Annotated in this window: 19 protein-coding genes; 6 read left to right on the forward strand and 13 right to left on the reverse strand. The window is 38.6% G+C overall.

All coding sequences use genetic code 11. From position 1 onward, the window contains the following. Positions 1 to 168 precede the first annotated feature (168 nt). The 4 genes from E0H89_RS03325 to E0H89_RS03340 form a co-directional block, all read right to left on the reverse strand. A complete protein-coding gene (locus E0H89_RS03325) occupies positions 169 to 1,032 on the reverse strand; it encodes an EamA family transporter (protein WP_131214421.1) in 864 nt (287 codons plus the stop codon). 96 nt (positions 1,033 to 1,128) lie between these two features. Further along, positions 1,129 to 2,166, reverse strand: a complete 1,038-nt coding sequence (fba, locus tag E0H89_RS03330; RefSeq protein WP_131214423.1) for a class II fructose-bisphosphate aldolase — start codon at positions 2,164 to 2,166, stop codon at positions 1,129 to 1,131. Between the two features lie 122 nt (positions 2,167 to 2,288). Next, complete coding sequence (locus E0H89_RS03335) at positions 2,289 to 2,558, reverse strand: hypothetical protein (RefSeq protein ID WP_131214425.1); 270 nt, start codon at positions 2,556 to 2,558, stop codon at positions 2,289 to 2,291. 167 nt (positions 2,559 to 2,725) lie between these two features. Then, entirely contained in the window at positions 2,726 to 3,913 is a 1,188-nt protein-coding gene (locus E0H89_RS03340) for a phosphoglycerate kinase (RefSeq protein WP_131214426.1), read from the reverse strand. A 140-nt stretch (positions 3,914 to 4,053) separates the two neighbouring features. Here E0H89_RS03340 and E0H89_RS03345 point away from each other — a divergent pair, with 140 nt between their 5' ends. From E0H89_RS03345 to E0H89_RS03355, 3 genes are read left to right on the forward strand one after another with little or no spacing between them, the layout of a single operon-like run. Beyond that, the gene (locus E0H89_RS03345) at positions 4,054 to 4,437 is read left to right on the forward strand and encodes a DUF2237 family protein (protein WP_131214428.1); all 384 of its coding nucleotides are present in this window, start codon (positions 4,054 to 4,056) and stop codon (positions 4,435 to 4,437) included. Continuing rightward, entirely contained in the window at positions 4,437 to 5,030 is a 594-nt protein-coding gene (locus E0H89_RS03350; protein ID WP_131214430.1) for a Maf family protein, read from the forward strand. Before E0H89_RS03345 ends, E0H89_RS03350 begins: the two co-directional genes overlap by 1 nt. Positions 5,031 to 5,045: 15 nt before the next feature. Next, positions 5,046 to 6,215, forward strand: coding sequence for a ribosomal protein uL16 3-hydroxylase (locus E0H89_RS03355; protein ID WP_131214431.1), 1,170 nt, complete (start codon positions 5,046 to 5,048; stop codon positions 6,213 to 6,215). A 65-nt stretch (positions 6,216 to 6,280) separates the two neighbouring features. Here the strand turns inward: E0H89_RS03355 and E0H89_RS16585 are convergent, their stop codons facing one another. From E0H89_RS16585 to E0H89_RS03375, 4 genes are all read right to left on the reverse strand, one after another. Next, positions 6,281 to 6,592: a transposase family protein gene (locus E0H89_RS16585; protein ID WP_284702736.1), complete on the reverse strand. Its 312-nt coding sequence runs from the start codon at positions 6,590 to 6,592 to the stop codon at positions 6,281 to 6,283. Between the two features lie 385 nt (positions 6,593 to 6,977). After that, positions 6,978 to 7,754 (reverse strand): glutathione S-transferase N-terminal domain-containing protein, encoded by a 777-nt coding sequence (locus E0H89_RS03365; protein WP_131214435.1) that lies wholly within the window; start codon positions 7,752 to 7,754, stop codon positions 6,978 to 6,980. Between the two features lie 21 nt (positions 7,755 to 7,775). Further along, positions 7,776 to 8,288, reverse strand: a complete 513-nt coding sequence (rraA, locus tag E0H89_RS03370) for a ribonuclease E activity regulator RraA (RefSeq protein WP_131214437.1) — start codon at positions 8,286 to 8,288, stop codon at positions 7,776 to 7,778. 14 nt (positions 8,289 to 8,302) lie between these two features. Beyond that, positions 8,303 to 8,968 carry an NAD(P)H-binding protein gene (locus tag E0H89_RS03375; RefSeq protein WP_131214439.1) on the reverse strand — a complete coding sequence of 222 codons (666 nt, stop codon included), beginning with the start codon at positions 8,966 to 8,968 and terminating at the stop codon, positions 8,303 to 8,305. Between the two features lie 215 nt (positions 8,969 to 9,183). Between E0H89_RS03375 and rpsT the strand changes: the two genes are divergently transcribed. Beyond that, positions 9,184 to 9,450, forward strand: coding sequence for a 30S ribosomal protein S20 (rpsT, locus tag E0H89_RS03380; protein WP_005010321.1), 267 nt, complete (start codon positions 9,184 to 9,186; stop codon positions 9,448 to 9,450). A gap of 415 nt (positions 9,451 to 9,865) precedes the next feature. After that, positions 9,866 to 10,309, forward strand: coding sequence for an META domain-containing protein (locus E0H89_RS03385; RefSeq protein ID WP_131214441.1), 444 nt, complete (start codon positions 9,866 to 9,868; stop codon positions 10,307 to 10,309). Between the two features lie 70 nt (positions 10,310 to 10,379). On the opposite strand, the gene E0H89_RS03390 is transcribed toward E0H89_RS03385, so the two are convergent. The 5 genes from E0H89_RS03390 to E0H89_RS03410 all read right to left on the reverse strand — a co-directional run bounded on the left by E0H89_RS03390 (position 10,380) and on the right by E0H89_RS03410 (position 16,426). Beyond that, positions 10,380 to 13,088, reverse strand: a complete 2,709-nt coding sequence (locus tag E0H89_RS03390) for a M66 family metalloprotease (protein WP_131214443.1) — start codon at positions 13,086 to 13,088, stop codon at positions 10,380 to 10,382. A gap of 422 nt (positions 13,089 to 13,510) precedes the next feature. Next, on the reverse strand, positions 13,511 to 14,248 hold the full coding sequence (locus tag E0H89_RS03395; RefSeq protein ID WP_131214445.1) for a histidine phosphatase family protein: 738 nt from the start codon (positions 14,246 to 14,248) through the stop codon (positions 13,511 to 13,513). A gap of 56 nt (positions 14,249 to 14,304) precedes the next feature. Continuing rightward, a complete protein-coding gene (locus E0H89_RS03400) occupies positions 14,305 to 15,159 on the reverse strand; it encodes a 3'(2'),5'-bisphosphate nucleotidase CysQ family protein (RefSeq protein ID WP_131214447.1) in 855 nt (284 codons plus the stop codon). A 221-nt stretch (positions 15,160 to 15,380) separates the two neighbouring features. Beyond that, entirely contained in the window at positions 15,381 to 16,148 is a 768-nt protein-coding gene (locus tag E0H89_RS03405) for an N-acetylmuramoyl-L-alanine amidase (RefSeq protein WP_131214449.1), read from the reverse strand. Beyond that, positions 16,145 to 16,426 carry a phage holin family protein gene (locus tag E0H89_RS03410; RefSeq protein ID WP_131213587.1) on the reverse strand — a complete coding sequence of 94 codons (282 nt, stop codon included), beginning with the start codon at positions 16,424 to 16,426 and terminating at the stop codon, positions 16,145 to 16,147. The genes E0H89_RS03405 and E0H89_RS03410 overlap by 4 nt, the downstream gene beginning before the upstream one ends. Positions 16,427 to 16,574: 148 nt before the next feature. Here E0H89_RS03410 and E0H89_RS03415 point away from each other — a divergent pair, with 148 nt between their 5' ends. After that, positions 16,575 to 18,515 (forward strand): acyltransferase family protein, encoded by a 1,941-nt coding sequence (locus E0H89_RS03415; protein WP_131214451.1) that lies wholly within the window; start codon positions 16,575 to 16,577, stop codon positions 18,513 to 18,515. Positions 18,516 to 18,571 lie beyond the last annotated feature (56 nt).

Consider the following 18,571-nt stretch of genomic DNA (forward strand, 5'->3'; position numbering starts at 1 on the left):
TGAAATTTGAATGCACACACTGCAATAAAATTTATATGCATCAATATTTCAAAAATTCGCTTTCTTTTTACCCGACATGTCCGCACTGCAATCAGGCTGGCTTACTGCTAGGGACTGCCGACACCATTGACATTGTTAAGCACCCGAAGACTTTTGCAAAAACCTTATTTAAACAGTTATCGCATAAGCTAGGCTAATCACACTAGCCAAACCTAAAACCAAACCCACCGCGGTAGCAAGCTTTAATTTTTCTTTAAAGATAATTAAGCCACTTAATGCCCCAAATACAACCACAAGAATATTCATACCTGCAAACACAATTGCAGGTGTGTCTTTCAATAAAATATGCGCTTTAACATACAGTGCAATATTGGCAAAATTTAAAACTCCCAGACCCAGACCTGCCAGCATGTTCTTTTTGCTACCCACGGTTTTCGTTGTAATTGCAATATAAGCCAATGACAATATAAAGGCACAGATAAATATTAAATTTAGGGCGACAGCAAACTGTACGCCTAATCCTGTGGTGTACTTGAGTAACACATCAATTAAGGCATAGCCAAACCAGACCAAGGCAAGATACCCCATCGCCTGCTTTGAAGAAGTTTGCCCTGTTCCCGCTTTTTGATGTGAAAATAAAATACTGATTACCGCCGCAACTCCCAAAGCAATACCTATGATTTTTACGGTATTAAACTGTTCCTGAAAAATGAAAAATGCTGCCAGTAGTGATAAAACCACAGATAAACGCTGGGCAATTTCAGTTTTAATAATGCCGGCATATTGCAATGATTTTGCTAAGCATAAAAAAATACTCGGCAGCAAAACACCCAATGCAACAATTAACCACCACGGCGTATTGACCATTGAAATATGCTGCAGATCTGGCTTAAACCATAGAAAACCCAATAGACTGGCAGAAGCGTAGTTCCAGACAATCATCTGTAATGCATCAAAACCTTTGACTTTGGCGAGCTTTAACAAAATTGAGATGATGACACTACAACATGCCGCTGCAAATATAAATTCCATCTTTTGCCTTATTTTGGTTATTTATAATGATTTAGGGTTAAATACAGAAAAGCCCACAACAAATGTGGGCTTTTGATTATAGATAATCTTTAAGGATTATTTATAACGATTCACCATTTTCTCTAAAGAAATTGGACGAATCTTGTCTGCATGACCCGCAGTACCAAATGATGTGTAACGATCTACACAGATTTGCTTCATTGCATCTACAGTCGCAGAGAAGAATTTACGTGGATCGAATTCGCTTGGTTTTTCAGCCATCATACGACGCATCGCACCAGTAGAAGCCAAACGTAAATCAGTGTCGATATTAATTTTACGAACACCGTGTTTGATTGCTTCAACCAATTGCTCAACAGGGACACCATAAGTTTCTTTTATATCGCCGCCGAATTCGTTGATCACAGCCAACCATTCTTGTGGCACAGAGCTTGAACCGTGCATAACAAGATGGGTATTTGGCAATGCCGCATGAATTTCTTTAATGCGGTCAATCGCTAAAATATCACCTGTGGGTGGACGTGTGAATTTGTACGCACCGTGTGAAGTACCGACTGCAATTGCCAAAGCATCGACGTTGGTATCTGCTACAAATTGAGTCGCTTCTTCAACTGAAGTTAAAAGTTGAGAATGGTCAAGAACGCCTTCAGCGCCTACGCCATCTTCTTCACCAGCCATCCCGGTTTCAAGGCTACCCAGGCAACCAATTTCACCTTCAACTGAAACACCGCAAGCGTGCGCCATTTGAACTGTGCGACGCGTTACATCGACATTATATTCGTAACTTGTCGGTGTTTTACCGTCCGCACCTAGTGAACCATCCATCATCACCGATGAAAAGCCCAACTGGATCGAGCGCTGGCATACATCAGGGTCAGTACCATGATCTTGATGCATAACCACTGGAATATGTGGCCACTCTTCAATTGCTGCCAAAATTAAATGACGTAAGAACGGAGCGCCTGCATATTTACGAGCACCCGCAGATGCCTGAACAATAACAGGTGAATTCGTTTCGTCTGCGGCTAACATAATTGCGCGCATTTGTTCTAAGTTGTTTACGTTAAACGCTGGTACGCCGTAGTTGTGTTCGCCGGCGTGATCCAAGAGCTGGCGCAATGAGATAAGTGCCATAATGTCCTCCCAGTTGATGCCCCATATTCTACATGCTGATTGCTTTCAATTCAGTAATAAAAAACACTATTTCAAAAAAAATCCCTGCTTATGCAGGGACTTTTAAATAAAACATAACAAACTTAAGGTGCAGTGGCTTCAGAAGCTGCGGCTTCGGCTACAGGAGTTGCCTCATCTGCATTCGCATTGGCTATTTCCGCGGGTACATCTGTATTTTTTTCATCCAGAACAGGTTTGTCAAGTGAGTCGATTGCCGCTTGTTGCTCTGGGGTGATTTTCTCTTCTACTGTTGTTGCAGCTGCGTCATTTTTTGGAGCTTCATCTTTCTTGGCACAAGCAGTTAAAGCTAAAGGTGCAATAAGGAGTGCTGCAAGTGTTAATTTCAAGTTCATCAGAGTTTCCTAGGACAGGAGATTTAATGAATGTAATGTTATTGCAGATATATTTCATTTTGATGACTAAAATATGTATCCCAAAATGACAAAAGGCTGACTGTAGTCAACCTTCTGTCATATTTACTTTATAGCTTAATTTGATTTAAAAAATTCTGATCTAAAGATTAAGCACGTTCAAGTAGTACCGCAACTGCAGGCAGTGTTTTGCCTTCTACAAACTCAAGGAAAGCACCGCCACCGGTAGAAATATAACCAATTTTGTCAGCCACTTCATATTTATCGATTGCAGCTAAAGTATCGCCACCACCCGCGATAGAGAAACCTGCTGATTCAGCAATCGCTAAAGACAATGCTTTAGTGCCCTCACCGAATTGATCGACTTCAAACACACCCACGGGACCATTCCAAAGAATCGTTTTTGAAGTTTTGATAATTTCAGCAAATGCTTTAGCCGTTTTTGGACCAACGTCTAAAATCATGTCATTGTCGCTGACATCAGCAACATTTTTCACGACCGCTTTCGCTTTCGCTAGTGAACCCAAGAAATCAGCAAAGTCGATTTCAGCTGCATCTGCAACCACAACGTCTGTTGGTAATGGAACAGAAACTTTTGCAGCAATGGCTTTGGCTGTGTCGATCAAATCATTTTCGCATAATGATTTACCTACATTGTAGCCAGCAGCAGCCAGGAAGGTATTGGCAATACCACCACCGACGATGATTTGATCGCAAATATCTGAAAGTGAAGTTAATACGTCAAGCTTAGTTGACACTTTAGAACCTGCAACAATGGCAGCCATCGGTTTTTCTGGTGTTTTAAGTGCACGGCCTAAAGCATCTAGTTCAGCTGCAAGTAACGGACCTGCCGCTGCAACAGTTGCATAACGAGCTACACCTTCAGTAGAAGCTTCTGCACGGTGCGCCGTACCAAATGCATCCATCACAAACACATCGCAAAGTGCCGCATATTTTTGTGCAAGTTCAGGATTGTTTTTCTTTTCACCTGGGTTGAAACGCACGTTTTCAAGCAATACCACTTGACCTGCTGCAACCTCAACACCCTCTAAGTAGTCGCTAAACAATTTAACCTCTTGACCCAAAGCTTGAGTCAAATAAGCAGCAACAGGTGCTAAAGACTGTTCTGGTTTTGGTTCATCTTCAACGGGACGACCAAGGTGAGAACAAACCATTACCGCAGCGCCTTTTTCTACCGCTGTTTTAATTGTAGGAAGTGCAGCGCGTAAACGTGCATCACTTGTAATTTCACCATTTTTTACAGGTACGTTTAAATCTTCACGAATAAGAACACGTTTACCTGTTAAATCGAGGTCAGTCATACGCTGAAAATTCATGTATAGCTCTCTTTATAGATATAAAAACCGCCCGATTTTAAATGATTATGCAGAAAAAGGTTAGCTTCTTTTGCATAAAAGCTGTCGAAAGACAAAGTTTTGATTATGATAGTCAAAAGCCACATCATGATTCAGAGCTTATGTCTATTCACCCAGATCCCAATATCAATCGTTTAAACGTTTTAGGCGAATCCCTGGCTAGCTGTTGCTATGCTCCTATTACCGGATATTTTCGTAATGGCTTTTGTCATACTGCAATAACAGATCTTGGTCAGCATACAATGTGCGTACAGATGACCGCAGAATTTCTTAACTTTTCGCAAAAAGTAGGTAACGACTTGATCACACCCTTACCAGAGGTCGATTTTCCAGGTTTAGAGCCAGGTGATTTTTGGTGTATTTGTGTGACCCGCTGGGTCGAAGCATACCAAGCCGGTATTGCCCCTCCGATTAAAATTCAAGCTTGCCATCAAGCTGTGCTCTCCTATGTTCCGCTTGATGTGCTGATGGAATATGCAGTGTAATGAGTACTCCCCAAATTATTTTGGCTTCAAGCAGCCAAACCCGTAAAGACTTAATGAACCGCCTTCGCATCGCTTATCAAAGCATCGTACCTAATATTGATGAATCTCCCCGTGGTGAAAATCATGCGGATGATTTAGCCAAAAGACTGGCTTTTGAAAAAGCCAAAGCCATTTCAGAACAATATCCACAAGCGATTGTAATTGGATCTGATCAGGTCGCTTGGCGTGAAGGTGCACCGGATATTTTTATTGGTAAACCGTTAACAGTGGAAAAAGCAGTGAAACAATTGCAAGCCAATTCTGACAAAATTGTGTATTTCAGTACTGCACTCAGCGTACAACAGCTTTCTACCGGCTTTGAACATACACTGGTTGAACATTACAAGGTCAAATTCCGCAAACTCGGTTTTGCTGAAATTGAGCGCTATATTGAAGTTGAACAGCCTTTAATGTGCGCCGGTAGTTTCAAATGCGAAAGCTTGGGGATTAGCCTGTTTGAACAAATGACTGGGCAAGACCAAACCACACTAATGGGCATGCCAATGATTCAACTGTGCCATATCCTGCGTCAATTGAATATTTTAGTTCCTTAATTTTAGGCTGTATTTATGTCTCAAGCTTTAGATGTATTAGGCGGAATTACCGCTGAACAATTCCTTGCCGAATATTGGCAGAAAAAACCCTTACTGGTCCGTAATGCACTTCCTGAAATTGTGAATCTGTTAGAACCTAACGATGTTATGGAACTTGCACTGGATGAAAATATCAATGCCCGTCTGATTAAACAAAAAGATAAAGATCCAAACCAGTGGTCTGTAAAATCATCACCTTTAACCAAAGCTGATTTCCAGAAGATGCCCAAACTTTGGACACTGCTTGTTCAAGCTGTAGATCATTACTCTTTTGATTTGGCAGAACTGTGGAAAAAATTTCCATTTATTCCGCAATGGCGTCGCGATGACATCATGGTGTCCTATGCCCAAAAAGGCGGCTCAGTCGGGAAACATTTTGATTTTTATGATGTATTTTTAGTACAGGGTCATGGACACCGTCGCTGGCAGCTAGGGCAAATGTGTAATGCAGAAAGCGAGTTCGTTGCAGGCCAGCCATTAAAATTACTGCCAGAGATGGAAGTTCATTTTGATGAAGTTTTAGCGCCAGGTGACTTACTCTATGTGCCCCCAGGTCTATCACACTACGGCGTAGCAGAAGATGACTGTCTGACCTACTCGTTTGGTTTCCGTATGCCAAATGTGGCTGAAATGATGGATCGCGTCAGTGATAAATTTGCTGATGATCAATTACTTAAAAACCCACTGACCGACATTATTCGCGATAAAATCAGCCCGATCGGTCAAATCAGTCACGCTGAACTTGAGTATTTAAAAACAGAACTTTTAGCACAATTACAAAATCCAACCGTGCTTGAAGATGCGCTCATGAGCTTGATGTCAGAACCGAAATATCCTGAAAACATTCCAGAGGCAGAAGCCATTGGTACAGGAGATTTGGAAGAAGCGTTAGATCAAGGCTATTCCCTCATTCTCGAGCCTGCATCACGTCTACTTTATGCAAAAGATGAAGATAAGTTGCTGTTCTGGGCCAATGGCGAAGGCATTTGTATTTCAGATGCGTTTGCACCACTTTTAAAACAATTGGCTGACGGCAGTTCAGTATTACTCGATGAAAACCTTTATGATCCAGATATGCTGGAAGACATCGTCAACTTGTTAAATGAATCGATTCTGATGCTATTACCTGCTACAGAGCAAGAATAAACCGAACAAAAAGGGGAAATTAGATTTCCCCTTTTTTATACTTCCGAATAGACCTCTTTCATAAATCATTTTTTATTCAGCTCCCATTTATAGAGTTCAGCTATTAAATTGAATCTCAATCCGAGTTTTTTCGCCCTATTGCGATAAGGTTCCGCAAGTATTCTGAAAGTTTTTAGACTTTTAAATACAGGCTCAATGCCTGTTCTTCTTTTATTGATTTCCCGATTATAGTTTTTCAATTCAGAATCCAATTTACAGCACCTTTTGGCTTTTAAGGGCAACATAAGATTGGTATACAATTTATAGATCCTCTGATCACTTTTATCTGCAAAAGGAATCCGATTTAAATTTCGTTTGAATAACTCGAAATCATACACTGCACAGCGACGGATAGATCAACTCAGAATATTCAGGGTTTTATAAAAATTATGGTCTGTACCTTAAAGGTATAGGTCTTTTTCTTGCTGTTCTAACTTTTCTTCTATTTTTTAGACCTTTGTATGTCAATTTCTATAGCATTTACGATAATCGCCTTGTAGTCTATATCTTCATCTTCAGGTAAATGCTTCGGTAAACTAAACACCTTGGATTGAATCAGGCAACTTTCTACATGATCTCGTATTCTTGAGCCTGCGGGCGCTAAAATACCGCAACTGAATGTCCCTTAAGATTCAGTTTGTCTCATTGCCAAAGCTAAATAACAATTGATTCATTAAAATAAAAAACAGCTGATCAAGCTGTTTTTTTTACAGTCCTGATCATTTAGCTATATTGTTTTTTCAAATATTTAACAATATCGGCTGACTCAAACATTTTCATGCCTGTATTCGGGTCAACTAAATAAGGAACCTGGATATCACGTCCCATAATTCCAACAATCTTCTCACGTTTGCCGCCGGTCAAGGGTTGATATTTCCCGGGTTTTAAACGCAACACAGCCGGCCCCATATCTTGCCAGCGTTCTTTAGGCACATTATGGAATATGAATGGAAGTTCCAGTTCAGTTAAAACACCACGTACAATGCGTGTAAATGGACTCGCTTCAAAACCCCATAATTCTAAAAGTTGGGTAGGCGCTTCACGATCAGTAATTTTTTTATTTACCCACACTCCACGTGCACCATTAATAATTGTTCCCGCAAAGGCAGCTACAGGAATTTTGGGATATTTCGCAAATTTTTTCGGTGTTTTTCCAGTTCGACCATAATGCTTAAATAAATAATGGATGATATCTTGAGATTCATACATTTGCGTACCCGAGTTTTCATCAATAAAAAATGGAAATTGTTTTTTTCCACCTTTCTCTTTGACAATTTTTCGGTATTTCTGTCCACCTTTTGGACAAGGATAAACCTCATAATCCAGATTTAATAAGGTCATTACTTCACGTACACGACGGCAAAATGGCGAACCTTCAAACTCATAAAGTTTGAGTGGTTTTTCAGGCTGTTGAGGAAAGGCAGTGCCACTGACTCCGCGTCCACCTTCAGTCAAGGCTGAAGCTAAAGCCTGTACAACTTTTATTTGATGATTCACCATTTTATCCTTATGCAATTGTCGTTATAAATCGACTAATTCTTCTTGTGCAATTAAAATTCCATTGTTATCGGCATAGAGATAATCGCCAGAACTGATGCTTACCCCACCAAAATACAAAGTTAAATCTACCTCGCCAATGCCTTTGCGATTACTTTTTTGTGGAATTGCGGCCAATGCATGTACGCCCAGATCCAATTCAGCAATCGCATCTACATCACGTACACAGCCATAAATCACCACTCCATTCCAGTGATTTTTAACTGCTGACTCTGCAATCATATCGCCCATCAAGGCACAGCGCATCGAAGCACCACCATCAACCACCAGCACTTTACCCGTACCATCAGTTGCAAGCAGTTCTTTTACCCGGGAATTATCTTCAAAACATTTAACAGTCACGACCTGACCAGCAAAACTTTTACGGGCACCATAGCTTTTAAAAAATTTACCATCCATAGATGGAGTGACTACTTGAATCTCTTTGTCTGGATTATCATCAAGTAAATCACAAGTTACGAATGCTACCTTAGACACTTTTTATTTCCCCTTCATTTAGAATTTTGTATGCGTAAATTATCATAAATTTCAAATTTTTCAGTTTGTGTTTGCGCAGCCTCGATCATAGTATGAGCCACTTGCCCGGCTGTCACTGGCTTATATTTAAATGAATCAGGAACTAAATGCGAGAATTTCTGATAAAGCTTTTGACCCATATCTTCTAGGCTGCGTTGTTCTGGACGATCCCCTAACAATAATGAAGGCCGCAATATTGACACATGTTCAAGATTCAAACTCCGGATATGCTTTTCAATTTCACCTTTGACTCTATTATAGAAAAAATTTGACTGAGCATTTGCTCCCATCGCACTGATTAGCAAGTAGTGCGTATGAGTCGATTCAAATAAATCGGCAAAATGTGCATTTATTTCGTAATCGATATTATAAAAATTTTCTTTTGACCCTGCTTTTTTAAGCGTAGTACCTAAACAGCTGAACGCATGGCTATAGCCATTAACGTCTTCATCATTCAGCAAAAGAAAATCGTCTAGAATGAACTGTTGTACTTTTTCCAAGCTTTTGAGTGCTGAATCTTCACGGCGGACTACCGCAGTAATTTTCTCGCAACTTTCTATACGATTAAGTTGTTTCAGTAGCTCTCGACCTACTAAACCTGTTGCTCCAATTACAATCGCACTTTTAATTGATTTAGTCATTTTTTAAGCAATCTCTATAGGTTATTACTAATCTAACGGTTTCTTTAGAATTTTTATGCATCTAAAATGTTGTCAAAGCAAGTCAAGACTTGACTTAACAACATAGTTTAATCACAATATGGCACTTGTTTACGGGCTGGTGATAATTCTTCTGATGAAGGTTTTCAGTTGCAATTTCAGCCCGCCCAGACCAATCTAATTCAAGGAGTGCACGAGTGGCAAACTCTGCTCAAGCTAAAAAACGTGCTCGTCAAAACGTTAAAGCACGCAAACACAACGCTAGCTTACGTTCTATGGTTCGTACTTATCTTAAACGTACAGTAGCTGCAATCGCTGCTGGTGATTATGCTGCTGCTTCAGAAGCATATAAAACTGCGGTTCCTGTAATTGACCGTATGGCTGATAAAGGCATCATCCATAAAAACAAAGCTGCTCGTCATAAGAGCCGTTTGAATGCACAAGTTAAAGCTTTAGCTAACTAAGTTGTTGCATTGAAAAAAGCCCGTTAAGGGCTTTTTTTACGTCTAAAATTCAATTATTTATGATAAAAATAGAGTCGCTGAACTTTAGATAATAAAGATAAGATTGTAATGAATTGAAAAGCCTAGTAATTACGATGCTGTTTAATTATTTCATATAATAAAAAATAGGATGAATAAATAATTCTCACCATAACTGTAAATTTAAGTTTATTCGTATTAATGTGCTTGGATATATTCTGTTTACTCAAAGTAATACATGTTTATTTTCAGATCAACTCTTGTAGATAATTAGTTAATAATCAAATGAATTCTAAGAAAATTTTATAATATACAAGTTGTTTTAACAGCTTCACAATTATCTTAAAGCATTAAATTGGCTGGAGACAAGCAATGTTAAATTAATTGGAGAAAAGTAATGTTAAGAAAAATTATTCTTGCTACCAGTGTAGTAACTTCTTTAACTGTGGTGGGTTGTAGTACATCCATGCCCAATCCCTCTACCGATCGAAATTTAGCTCAGTTGCAAAATAAAAATTGGGTGTTAACAGAAATCAATCAAGTTGCTTATAAAGCTGATCCGAGCCAGTCTGCTGTTCCCACCCTGATATTCGATAATAGTGAAGTAAGCGGTAACGATGGATGTAATCAATTCATGGGAGGTTATGCGGTTATGGGAACTCAGATTAAATTTGCAAATCTAAAATCAATAGAAAATAATGCCTGTTCAAGTGCAACTAATTTACCCCAAAAATTCTCACAAGCCTTAAACCAGGTTGTAAGTTACGATGCCTCGAAGAATGAATTGAAGTTACTCGATAGTAACAATAGCGTGATCATCCAGTTTAAAAACCTTAAATAAATTGCAAAATAGAGATAAAGTAGCCCTCAATTGAGGGCTTATTTTATTTAATTAACACTTTACAGTATTACTATTTTGCTAAAATTTTTGATACTAAGGGTAAATTTTTACCATTCGATATTGCCAAAATTAGACTGTGACTTTGCGGAACAATACTCCATTTCTGGTTATTACCACCACCACAACCATATATCGTAATTTCACCGCGCCCATCAGCACTTGGTGTACGCCCCCCACTCAAGTCTAAACAGCTTTTCCCTTGGCGCAGTTGTTGTGTATCACCATTTATAGCGACTTCCCACACTTGACTTTGCGAATCATTATTACATGATGTAAGTGTTCTAGAACTGGTTAAACATAAGTTTGGATATTGTTGACTATGAATTTTACCAATCGCATCATGCACCCATAACGTCGATGCTTCACCTGTACAACCATTTTTCCCACTCATATAAACATTCAATATTCCAGTACCAAGCTTCTCGACTTTAAGACAGCTATTGCCCATTTTTGGCATGACTAACATGCTTGCATTGGCAAATGGAATATCATTCTTCAAGCCAAGACTATCAACAAATTTATGAAACACTTCCAAGGCTTCAGTCTTACCGTTACTGAGATCGTTATAATAAACATTTACCCAACGATTCAAACGGTAAATTTTAATTTGTTGCTGGGTATAACGCTCCATTTCAGTTTGAGCATCTGAAGATAACTCATCTTTAAAGCGATGATAAGAATCATAAAGCAGTCTAAATGTCGGTGATAAATTGACGATTTCCTTGCCCTTATTTTGCACAAATGCTTGATCCAGTTCTGGCATCTCAACACGTTTTAAAGCGGAATAACCATCTTCCTGTCCAATACTCACATACGGTGACATAGCGTCAGTAGCCACAGGAATATTGATACTGGAAAGTTTAAGCGCTTGCTCATTGGCTTTTTGACAATACAAATCAACCGCTTGAGGTTGTTCAGTTTGTGCTAAATTAATGTGAAACTTATTAGCATTCCCATTCATACGCTGCGGTGCTAGTGCAATATTTTGCACACCATTGGCCGACTGCACCTTTAACCAGCAACCCGCAGCTGTACCGCTCGTATTGGCTTGCGGCAAATCAAACACATTCCCCCAGTTACCACGTGCCGCAGGATAAATTAAACCCGACTGGTTAACGGGATCATATCCACCCACAATGGTATATACAGGTACACTAAATAAACGCGGCTTTAGATAATTTCCATTCGCACTGTTATACCAAACATTATTCGCTTTCGTCGGTACTTTAGGTTGCGATACCTCCATCATTCGAGTTGTTGGATTCCACTTTTTATAACCTGTGGCAGAGTCTTCAGCCCAAATATCGCGATCAAACGCAGGCTGAATTTTTTGTTGTGTACTGTATCCAGTATAGTGGGTATAACGTGAAATAGAGCTGGCTGTTGCACCACCCGACATGGCATCCCAACCATATGCATACTTACCAAGGAAGTTTGGCACACCATTTGCACCATTGCCCAAATTGGTCGTGCCCCAATTTAAATTCCCGCGCATTTTATTTCTAAAGGCAATATAGCCCCAACCACTATCAGCATGATGTGCGGCCCAGAACATATTTGTTCCCTCAGAACCTGGGTAATGCCCTAAACCATAATGATGGCCAATCTCATGACTAAATTCATTTCCAACTGAATCATATAAAGTCAGAATACCATTACCACCGCTTAACCCATGACTTTGTACTCCATTGCTATAATTACCGCTGGCATGATGAATAACAACACTTTGGGTTACTTGGGGTTGTTCCTGACTTTGCATAGATGAACTAGTTACACCCCAGTTTGCAAGATTAATGCCCACACTAAAAGTAGATTTAGCGGTATTTTCACGCATATCCCCATTATACACATCACCCGTGGTTGCACTCGCTGAGTTATAAATAGCTCCACTTGACACCATCACTTTGTCAAGTTTCATATCTTCATATTTACTGACAATCATGCGTGCTGCTGGAATGGTCTGGAAATAATCTGTTCCTGCTTTCTCAGGTTCTAGCAACATGTAATGACCCGTTGACTTTGGTGGCTCAGTTAACAAACCTAAGCGGATACTTTGAACTACCAACTCTCCCGGTGCTGCAAAATCAATGTCTTCTGAACGTAAATCACCATTTTTATTGTTTACAGGATCAACAATACGAATAGATAAACCCGGACGAACCTCATTCCAGGTTAATGCTGTTGACCATGCACGTTTTGAAAATTGCACTCGTGGTCGATCATCTATATTTGATTGATCTGACGACGCAAGCCGTGAAGGCTCATTCAAGTTGACTGTTCTAAGTAATCGATTATCCTGATAGATTTCAGCAGTCAACTGAGCTACCTTAATCATATCCTCGGTTGGAGTCACCAGTAAAAGAGCTTCCTTTTCACTGGTTAAGCGAGGTCTCTTTTTCGCTTCATTACCTTTTGGATCGACAACATGACTCTGTGCAAACTGAATCATTGCATTGAAATTACCTGACAAATCATTACGGATTAAACGTAGCTGACCATTTGATTCACAATCATTAAAACCAAGAACACTTGCATCAACAACATCACTAGAGGGTTCAACATAATTATTATTAACAGGAAGTCGAAGGTTATAATTTTCACATGAATTATCAACCTCCTGAACTATATCTGTACTATCCCCATTACTACCGCCCCCACCACATGCCATAAGCATTACAGATAAGGTACATACAGTTAAATATTTAAATCGTAATTGCATCACATTTTCACCCCAATCGCACAATAGTTTCTCCAAAAAGAAAAACTATGTGACTATATTAAAATTATTTAAATCAATAACTTAAGGGAGTGAATAATATATTAAAATAATTAACCCCACTATAAAAAAATATGTGAAGGATTATACTAAATAGTTGTATTTTCAAGGTTTATGCTTAGTTTTTTCAGCAAAATGTGAGTGCATTAGAACATTTACCTATAAGTTATTTAAAGTTATGAATAATTCTTTTTTAAAAAATTAGTGGATATAACACCAACTTCAATTCAATGATTATTCGTCCAGCTCAAATTGTTAAAATTGTGCAAGATAAAAGGGATTTATCATTTTTGAATAGAAAACCATATTGCTAGACTTTCAATGTGATTTAGGGATTTAAATTTTTATTCTCAAAATGAAAACTTTTATTTTTCTAATTTTTGAAATTCTCGAATTGAAAGTTCACTGACTTTCCCGCGCCAAATCCATTTAAGTTTTGATTCTAAAAACTCATCACCTTCAAACCAGACAAACAACCCTTCCATCATTTTCGGCCAGTCTTCCTGACTCACGGTATTACGCCCAGAAATCACTGCAATAATGGCTGCTAAAATCGTATCGTGACTGACTGCCAAACTTAAACCAAAATGATCTTGAGGATGGGTGTTATAAATCAGTTCCAGTACATCCACCACACCGGTAATCGGATGTTTCATTCCCGGTAAAGCATTATTGACAAAACTATTGATAAAACCCAAAGCACCTTGTTTTCTGAAATATGGGCCTGCCTGCTTAATATCCAGTACAAAACTTCCCGGCTCAACCAACAAGCCTTGCTCAACAATTTCGATATAATGGGTGTTTTGTGCGAGCGTACTTGAATCAGCCCCTTGAATCATTAAAGCTGCTGTATCGACACAGCGTTGAATGGGGCTTGAAATACAGTGCTGAATACTTCGGTCTGTATTTTCAATTAAATATGTGCCCCATGCCTGTGCCAAATCACGACCTTGCGAGGTCAACTGTAAATCGTAGCCAGCCAAACCCTGCCCAGCCACGACTTCACGAATAGAATGACGAGTAAATAAAGTCACAGGTGTCTTTGCATCAGGCAGTAAATCAATTGCCTTGAGCATACTAGTAGGGAGTAGGTCTAACGCCATGATGCAGCCAAAAATTAAACATGGTTCGGCACACTATAGCATGTTAAAACATCAGCTCAATGGATGTTCGCCATAAGTCCTAGAGCTTGGAATGCTATTTTTTTCATTTCAATATTTTTAAATGCAATAAAGCCACCATTCAACAAACTACTGCGTTGATTATATAAAAAAGATCTTCCTTTTAAATCAACCAAACCACCGCCAATACGCTCAATCAGACATTGACCTGCACTGGTGTCCCACTCGCTTGTCGGATGAAACCGCGGGTAAATATCAACCTTTCCTTCAAGCATCATGCAAAACTTATAGGCACTGCCTGCTTTAAACTCTACAACATCAACTTGCTGTTTTAAGATATTCAAATATTCAGCATATTCGGACCGACCTTGACTACTTTGACTTAAACCCACTTGAATGACTGCAAATGGTTCATCTTCTGCATATTCCAGCCATTTTCCGGTTTGAATCTCAAATTTCAACGGTAAACCTTGCTTCGGACAAATATAGAGCGTTTGCTCGGCTGGAATTGCCAATATCGCGAAGACCGTATATGCACCTTCAACCAAACTTAGGTTAATGGTAAACTCAGGTCGTTTATGCAGGAATTCTTTGGTTCCATCCAGTGGGTCCAGCAACCAGAAGTTTTGCCATCGCTTACGCTCGGTATTGTCGCCTTCTTCTGACAATAAAGGGGTCTCAGGAAATTTTTTCTTTAATGCTAGGGTGATAAATTCATTGACCCGATAATCGGCTTGCGTTACAGGCGAATTGTCACTTTTTTTCTCGACATCAAAATCCCCACCTGCACAATAGGCCTGATATTCCACTCGCAAAATTTCACATGCCTGTGTCACAATAGGTACAAGCTGTAAAATTAATGCATCTTGTGGTGCTGTTGTTATTTTGAACATAGATTACCTATATATGCCGAATTATTCAGAAAAACCGACCATCATTTTTGATATGGGTGTACTAAAACATAAGTTATTATTTTAATTAAAATTTATTTAATCAAAATACTTTACCTGATTTTTATGTACACACATTTGTACACTTTGAAAAATCTGCTATGTACATTATAGCTTAGCAAACATCGAAAAATATAAAGCCCTCACTTGAGGGCCTTCTCAAATCACTTTGAATGCTTAATCAAAATCATCGCTACAGCTTTTGCAGCCGACCAATACTTTGTATTAAATGCTGCCAATTCAGCTTCATTTGAAATAAAACCCAGTTCCACAATCAAGCCGCCATTGCTGATAAATCCAAGTTTTCCACGTGCTGACTGGCTTTGGTCAATCCAACCATTATCGCCACGCAATCGACTGCCAAAAACATCTGCAACGGCTTTAGATAACTCTTGAGCTAGTTTCTTGTCTTTGGGTAATGCAATGGTTTCAATTCCGTTGGCTTGCTTTGATGTCGCAGCATTCATATGGAATTCAACCGCTACAGATGAGCCCTTAATCAGTTTGATGGCAGTATTTAAATCCTGATTAAGCGTTCCCACCCCATCCGTTTTGTATTGAATGTCTGCTTCACGTAAATAGTAAGCAACAGCATTACGGAATTGAGAGACCAATTCAGCTTCTTTGAACTTGCCATTCACTGCACCCGGGTCTTTATTAGAATGCCCTGCTGTGACTGTGACGAATTGATTTACTTCGTGCAATTCAGGTTGTTTTTTCAAGCGAGCAAGGACCATGGCCACGCCCACAAAACAACCTACATATTCTTGCCACTGTGCAGGAATGTAAGCTTTTAAGTCCTGAGGAATGATATTCCAGACCTGAACAAACTGTTCTGAGAATAAAATCAGGAGGTAAAAAAAGGCGCTAATTGCGCCCACTTGTACTGACTTGAGTTTCCAAGCCTGCTTCCAGTTATCGATTAGTTTCATTTAACACCCCATTTTGTAGATTGCGACTTAAGCCAGTTTTCAATAAATGTACTTCCCAAAATCCCCAGAGCTGATGCAATCGCAATCAAGGCTAGTGGGCTAATATCAGGAATTTGCAGAATGATGGCGCCTGCAATCGTTGATGTTGCTGCGCCCAAAATCGTTCTGCCAATCGTCAAGCGCCAAGTCAGTTTTTCATCTGAAACAAGTAGCTTTGCAAAACCAATACATGCCCCGATTACGATCAGTAAAAGTAAATTTTTCTCATGCTCCTGCATGATGCCCCCTAATTTTTGACATTAAAAAACCCTGATCTAATTAAAGATCAGGGTTGGTGGTGGTTTGTTGATTAATTAAATAACATTTCATTTTTCATATTTAGTCTATAAAATCATTTCGATTTTTTATAGAAAAATATGAAGTAAGATGAACCAGAAGTTTAGATACGATATTAATGGATTGAGAGCTTACGCTGTTGCCTTAGTAGTACTTTTTCACTTTGGAATTTTTGGATTCTCCGGTGGATTTATTGGTGTTGACATGTTTTTTGTCATTTCAGGTTTCCTGATGACAAAAATCATTGTAAGCAGCTTAACCAAAGATACTTTTAGTTTTTTGAAATTTTACATTTCCAGAGCCAACAGAATTATTCCAGCTCTTGCTGCATTAATCTCGGTTGTTGGCTTGATTGGCTGGTTTACTCTACTCCCTCAAGAATTTAAAGATTATGCAAAACACTCAATTGTCAGTTTAAGTTTCTTATCAAATATCCAATATTTTAGAGAATCAGGATATTTTGATGCTGTATCTCATGAAAAATTACTTTTGCATACATGGTCGCTATCAGTTGAATGGCAGTTCTATATAATTCTTCCTATATTCTTATTTCTTGTAGCAAGACTATTCAAAAATATAAAATTTTTGAAATTTATATACATCATAGTTTTTTTAATATCTTTATTACTTTCCATATACTTCACTAAAAACTATGCCTCCGCTTCTTTCTATTTACTCCCAACACGCGCATGGGAAATGATGGCAGGCGGGCTAATTTTTCTTTACTTTGATAAAGTCATTTTTAAGGAAAACTCAAAAAGAATCTTGGATCTATTGGGTTTTACTTTAATCATTTTATCTTTAATTTTATTTACAGGAAAAACTGCTTGGCCAAGCTATAATGCACTACTACCTGTTATTGGTTCGTTTTTAATACTATTAGCAAATAATAATAATTCTCTATTTACCAACAATAAAATTGCACAGTTTCTAGGCAACACATCTTATTCCATTTATTTATGGCATTGGCCGCTTGTTTTTTATCTGGCCTATTTAGAAAAATCCAACAATATCCTATTTATTAGTGGTGCAATTATTTTATCTGTAGTACTGGGATGGATATCTTACAAATTTATTGAAAACCCTACACGTAAATATTTATCAAATCTATCAACTTCAAAAAACTACACAGTTACCGTAATCTACATACTTATTCCAGTAGCGCTACTTAGCTTTGTATATGTGAAAAATGGGCTTCCAAGTCGCCTGTCGGATGAAGTGAAACAAATTGCAATTAAGAATGCTGAGCGAAATCCAAGGTTTAATGAATGTCATCCCTCATCTGGATCGCAGCTTCCGGAATGTTTGTATGGTAATGGTGATGTTAAATTATTAGTGATTGGTGATAGTCATGCTGAGTCTATGATGCAGGCTGTACAAAAATCTTTACCAAATAACGCTTCAGCTTTAGATTGGACATATTCTGGATGCCCAACTGTTAAAAATATTAAGAAAATAAATAGCCCTGACTTTAAATGTGGTGAAGCTATTTCCTACTATTTGAAGAAGTCTGTAAGTGATTATCCTGATTCAAAAATATTAATCATTAATCGAACTAACGTTTTATTCCATGGTGCTCCTGATGGGGATCCAACGATTGAGAAACCTATAAGATATATTACCAAGCCATCGGAAAGTTACGATCAAAATTATCATCAAACCATGAAATCTGCTTATGTAGAGACATTGTGCGAATTTGCCAAAAATCATGAAGTTTACGTGACTAGGCCAGTACCAGAATTCCCAGTAAATATCCCTAAAGTATTAGGGCACCGATTAATTATTAATTCTGATGAGAAAATTACAATTTCAAAAAAGGACTATCTAGAAAGGAGTAAGCTTACTTTTGAAGCACAAGATGAAGCAAGTAGACAATGCGGCATCCATATTTTAGATACTACCGGCTATTTCTGCGACTCAGACAAATGCTACTCTGATAAAAATGGGATACCATTGTATTTCGATGATGATCACCTAAGTGTCTATGGGGCAGATCAGCTGATACCTTTATTCAAAACAATATCTAAGTAAAATTTAAAGCCCTTATTTAAGGGCTTTTTCTTCAGGCCAAACTTCAATTAATCATT

This window comes from Acinetobacter sp. ANC 3781, assembly GCF_004331285.1.
Classification (GTDB): domain Bacteria; phylum Pseudomonadota; class Gammaproteobacteria; order Pseudomonadales; family Moraxellaceae; genus Acinetobacter.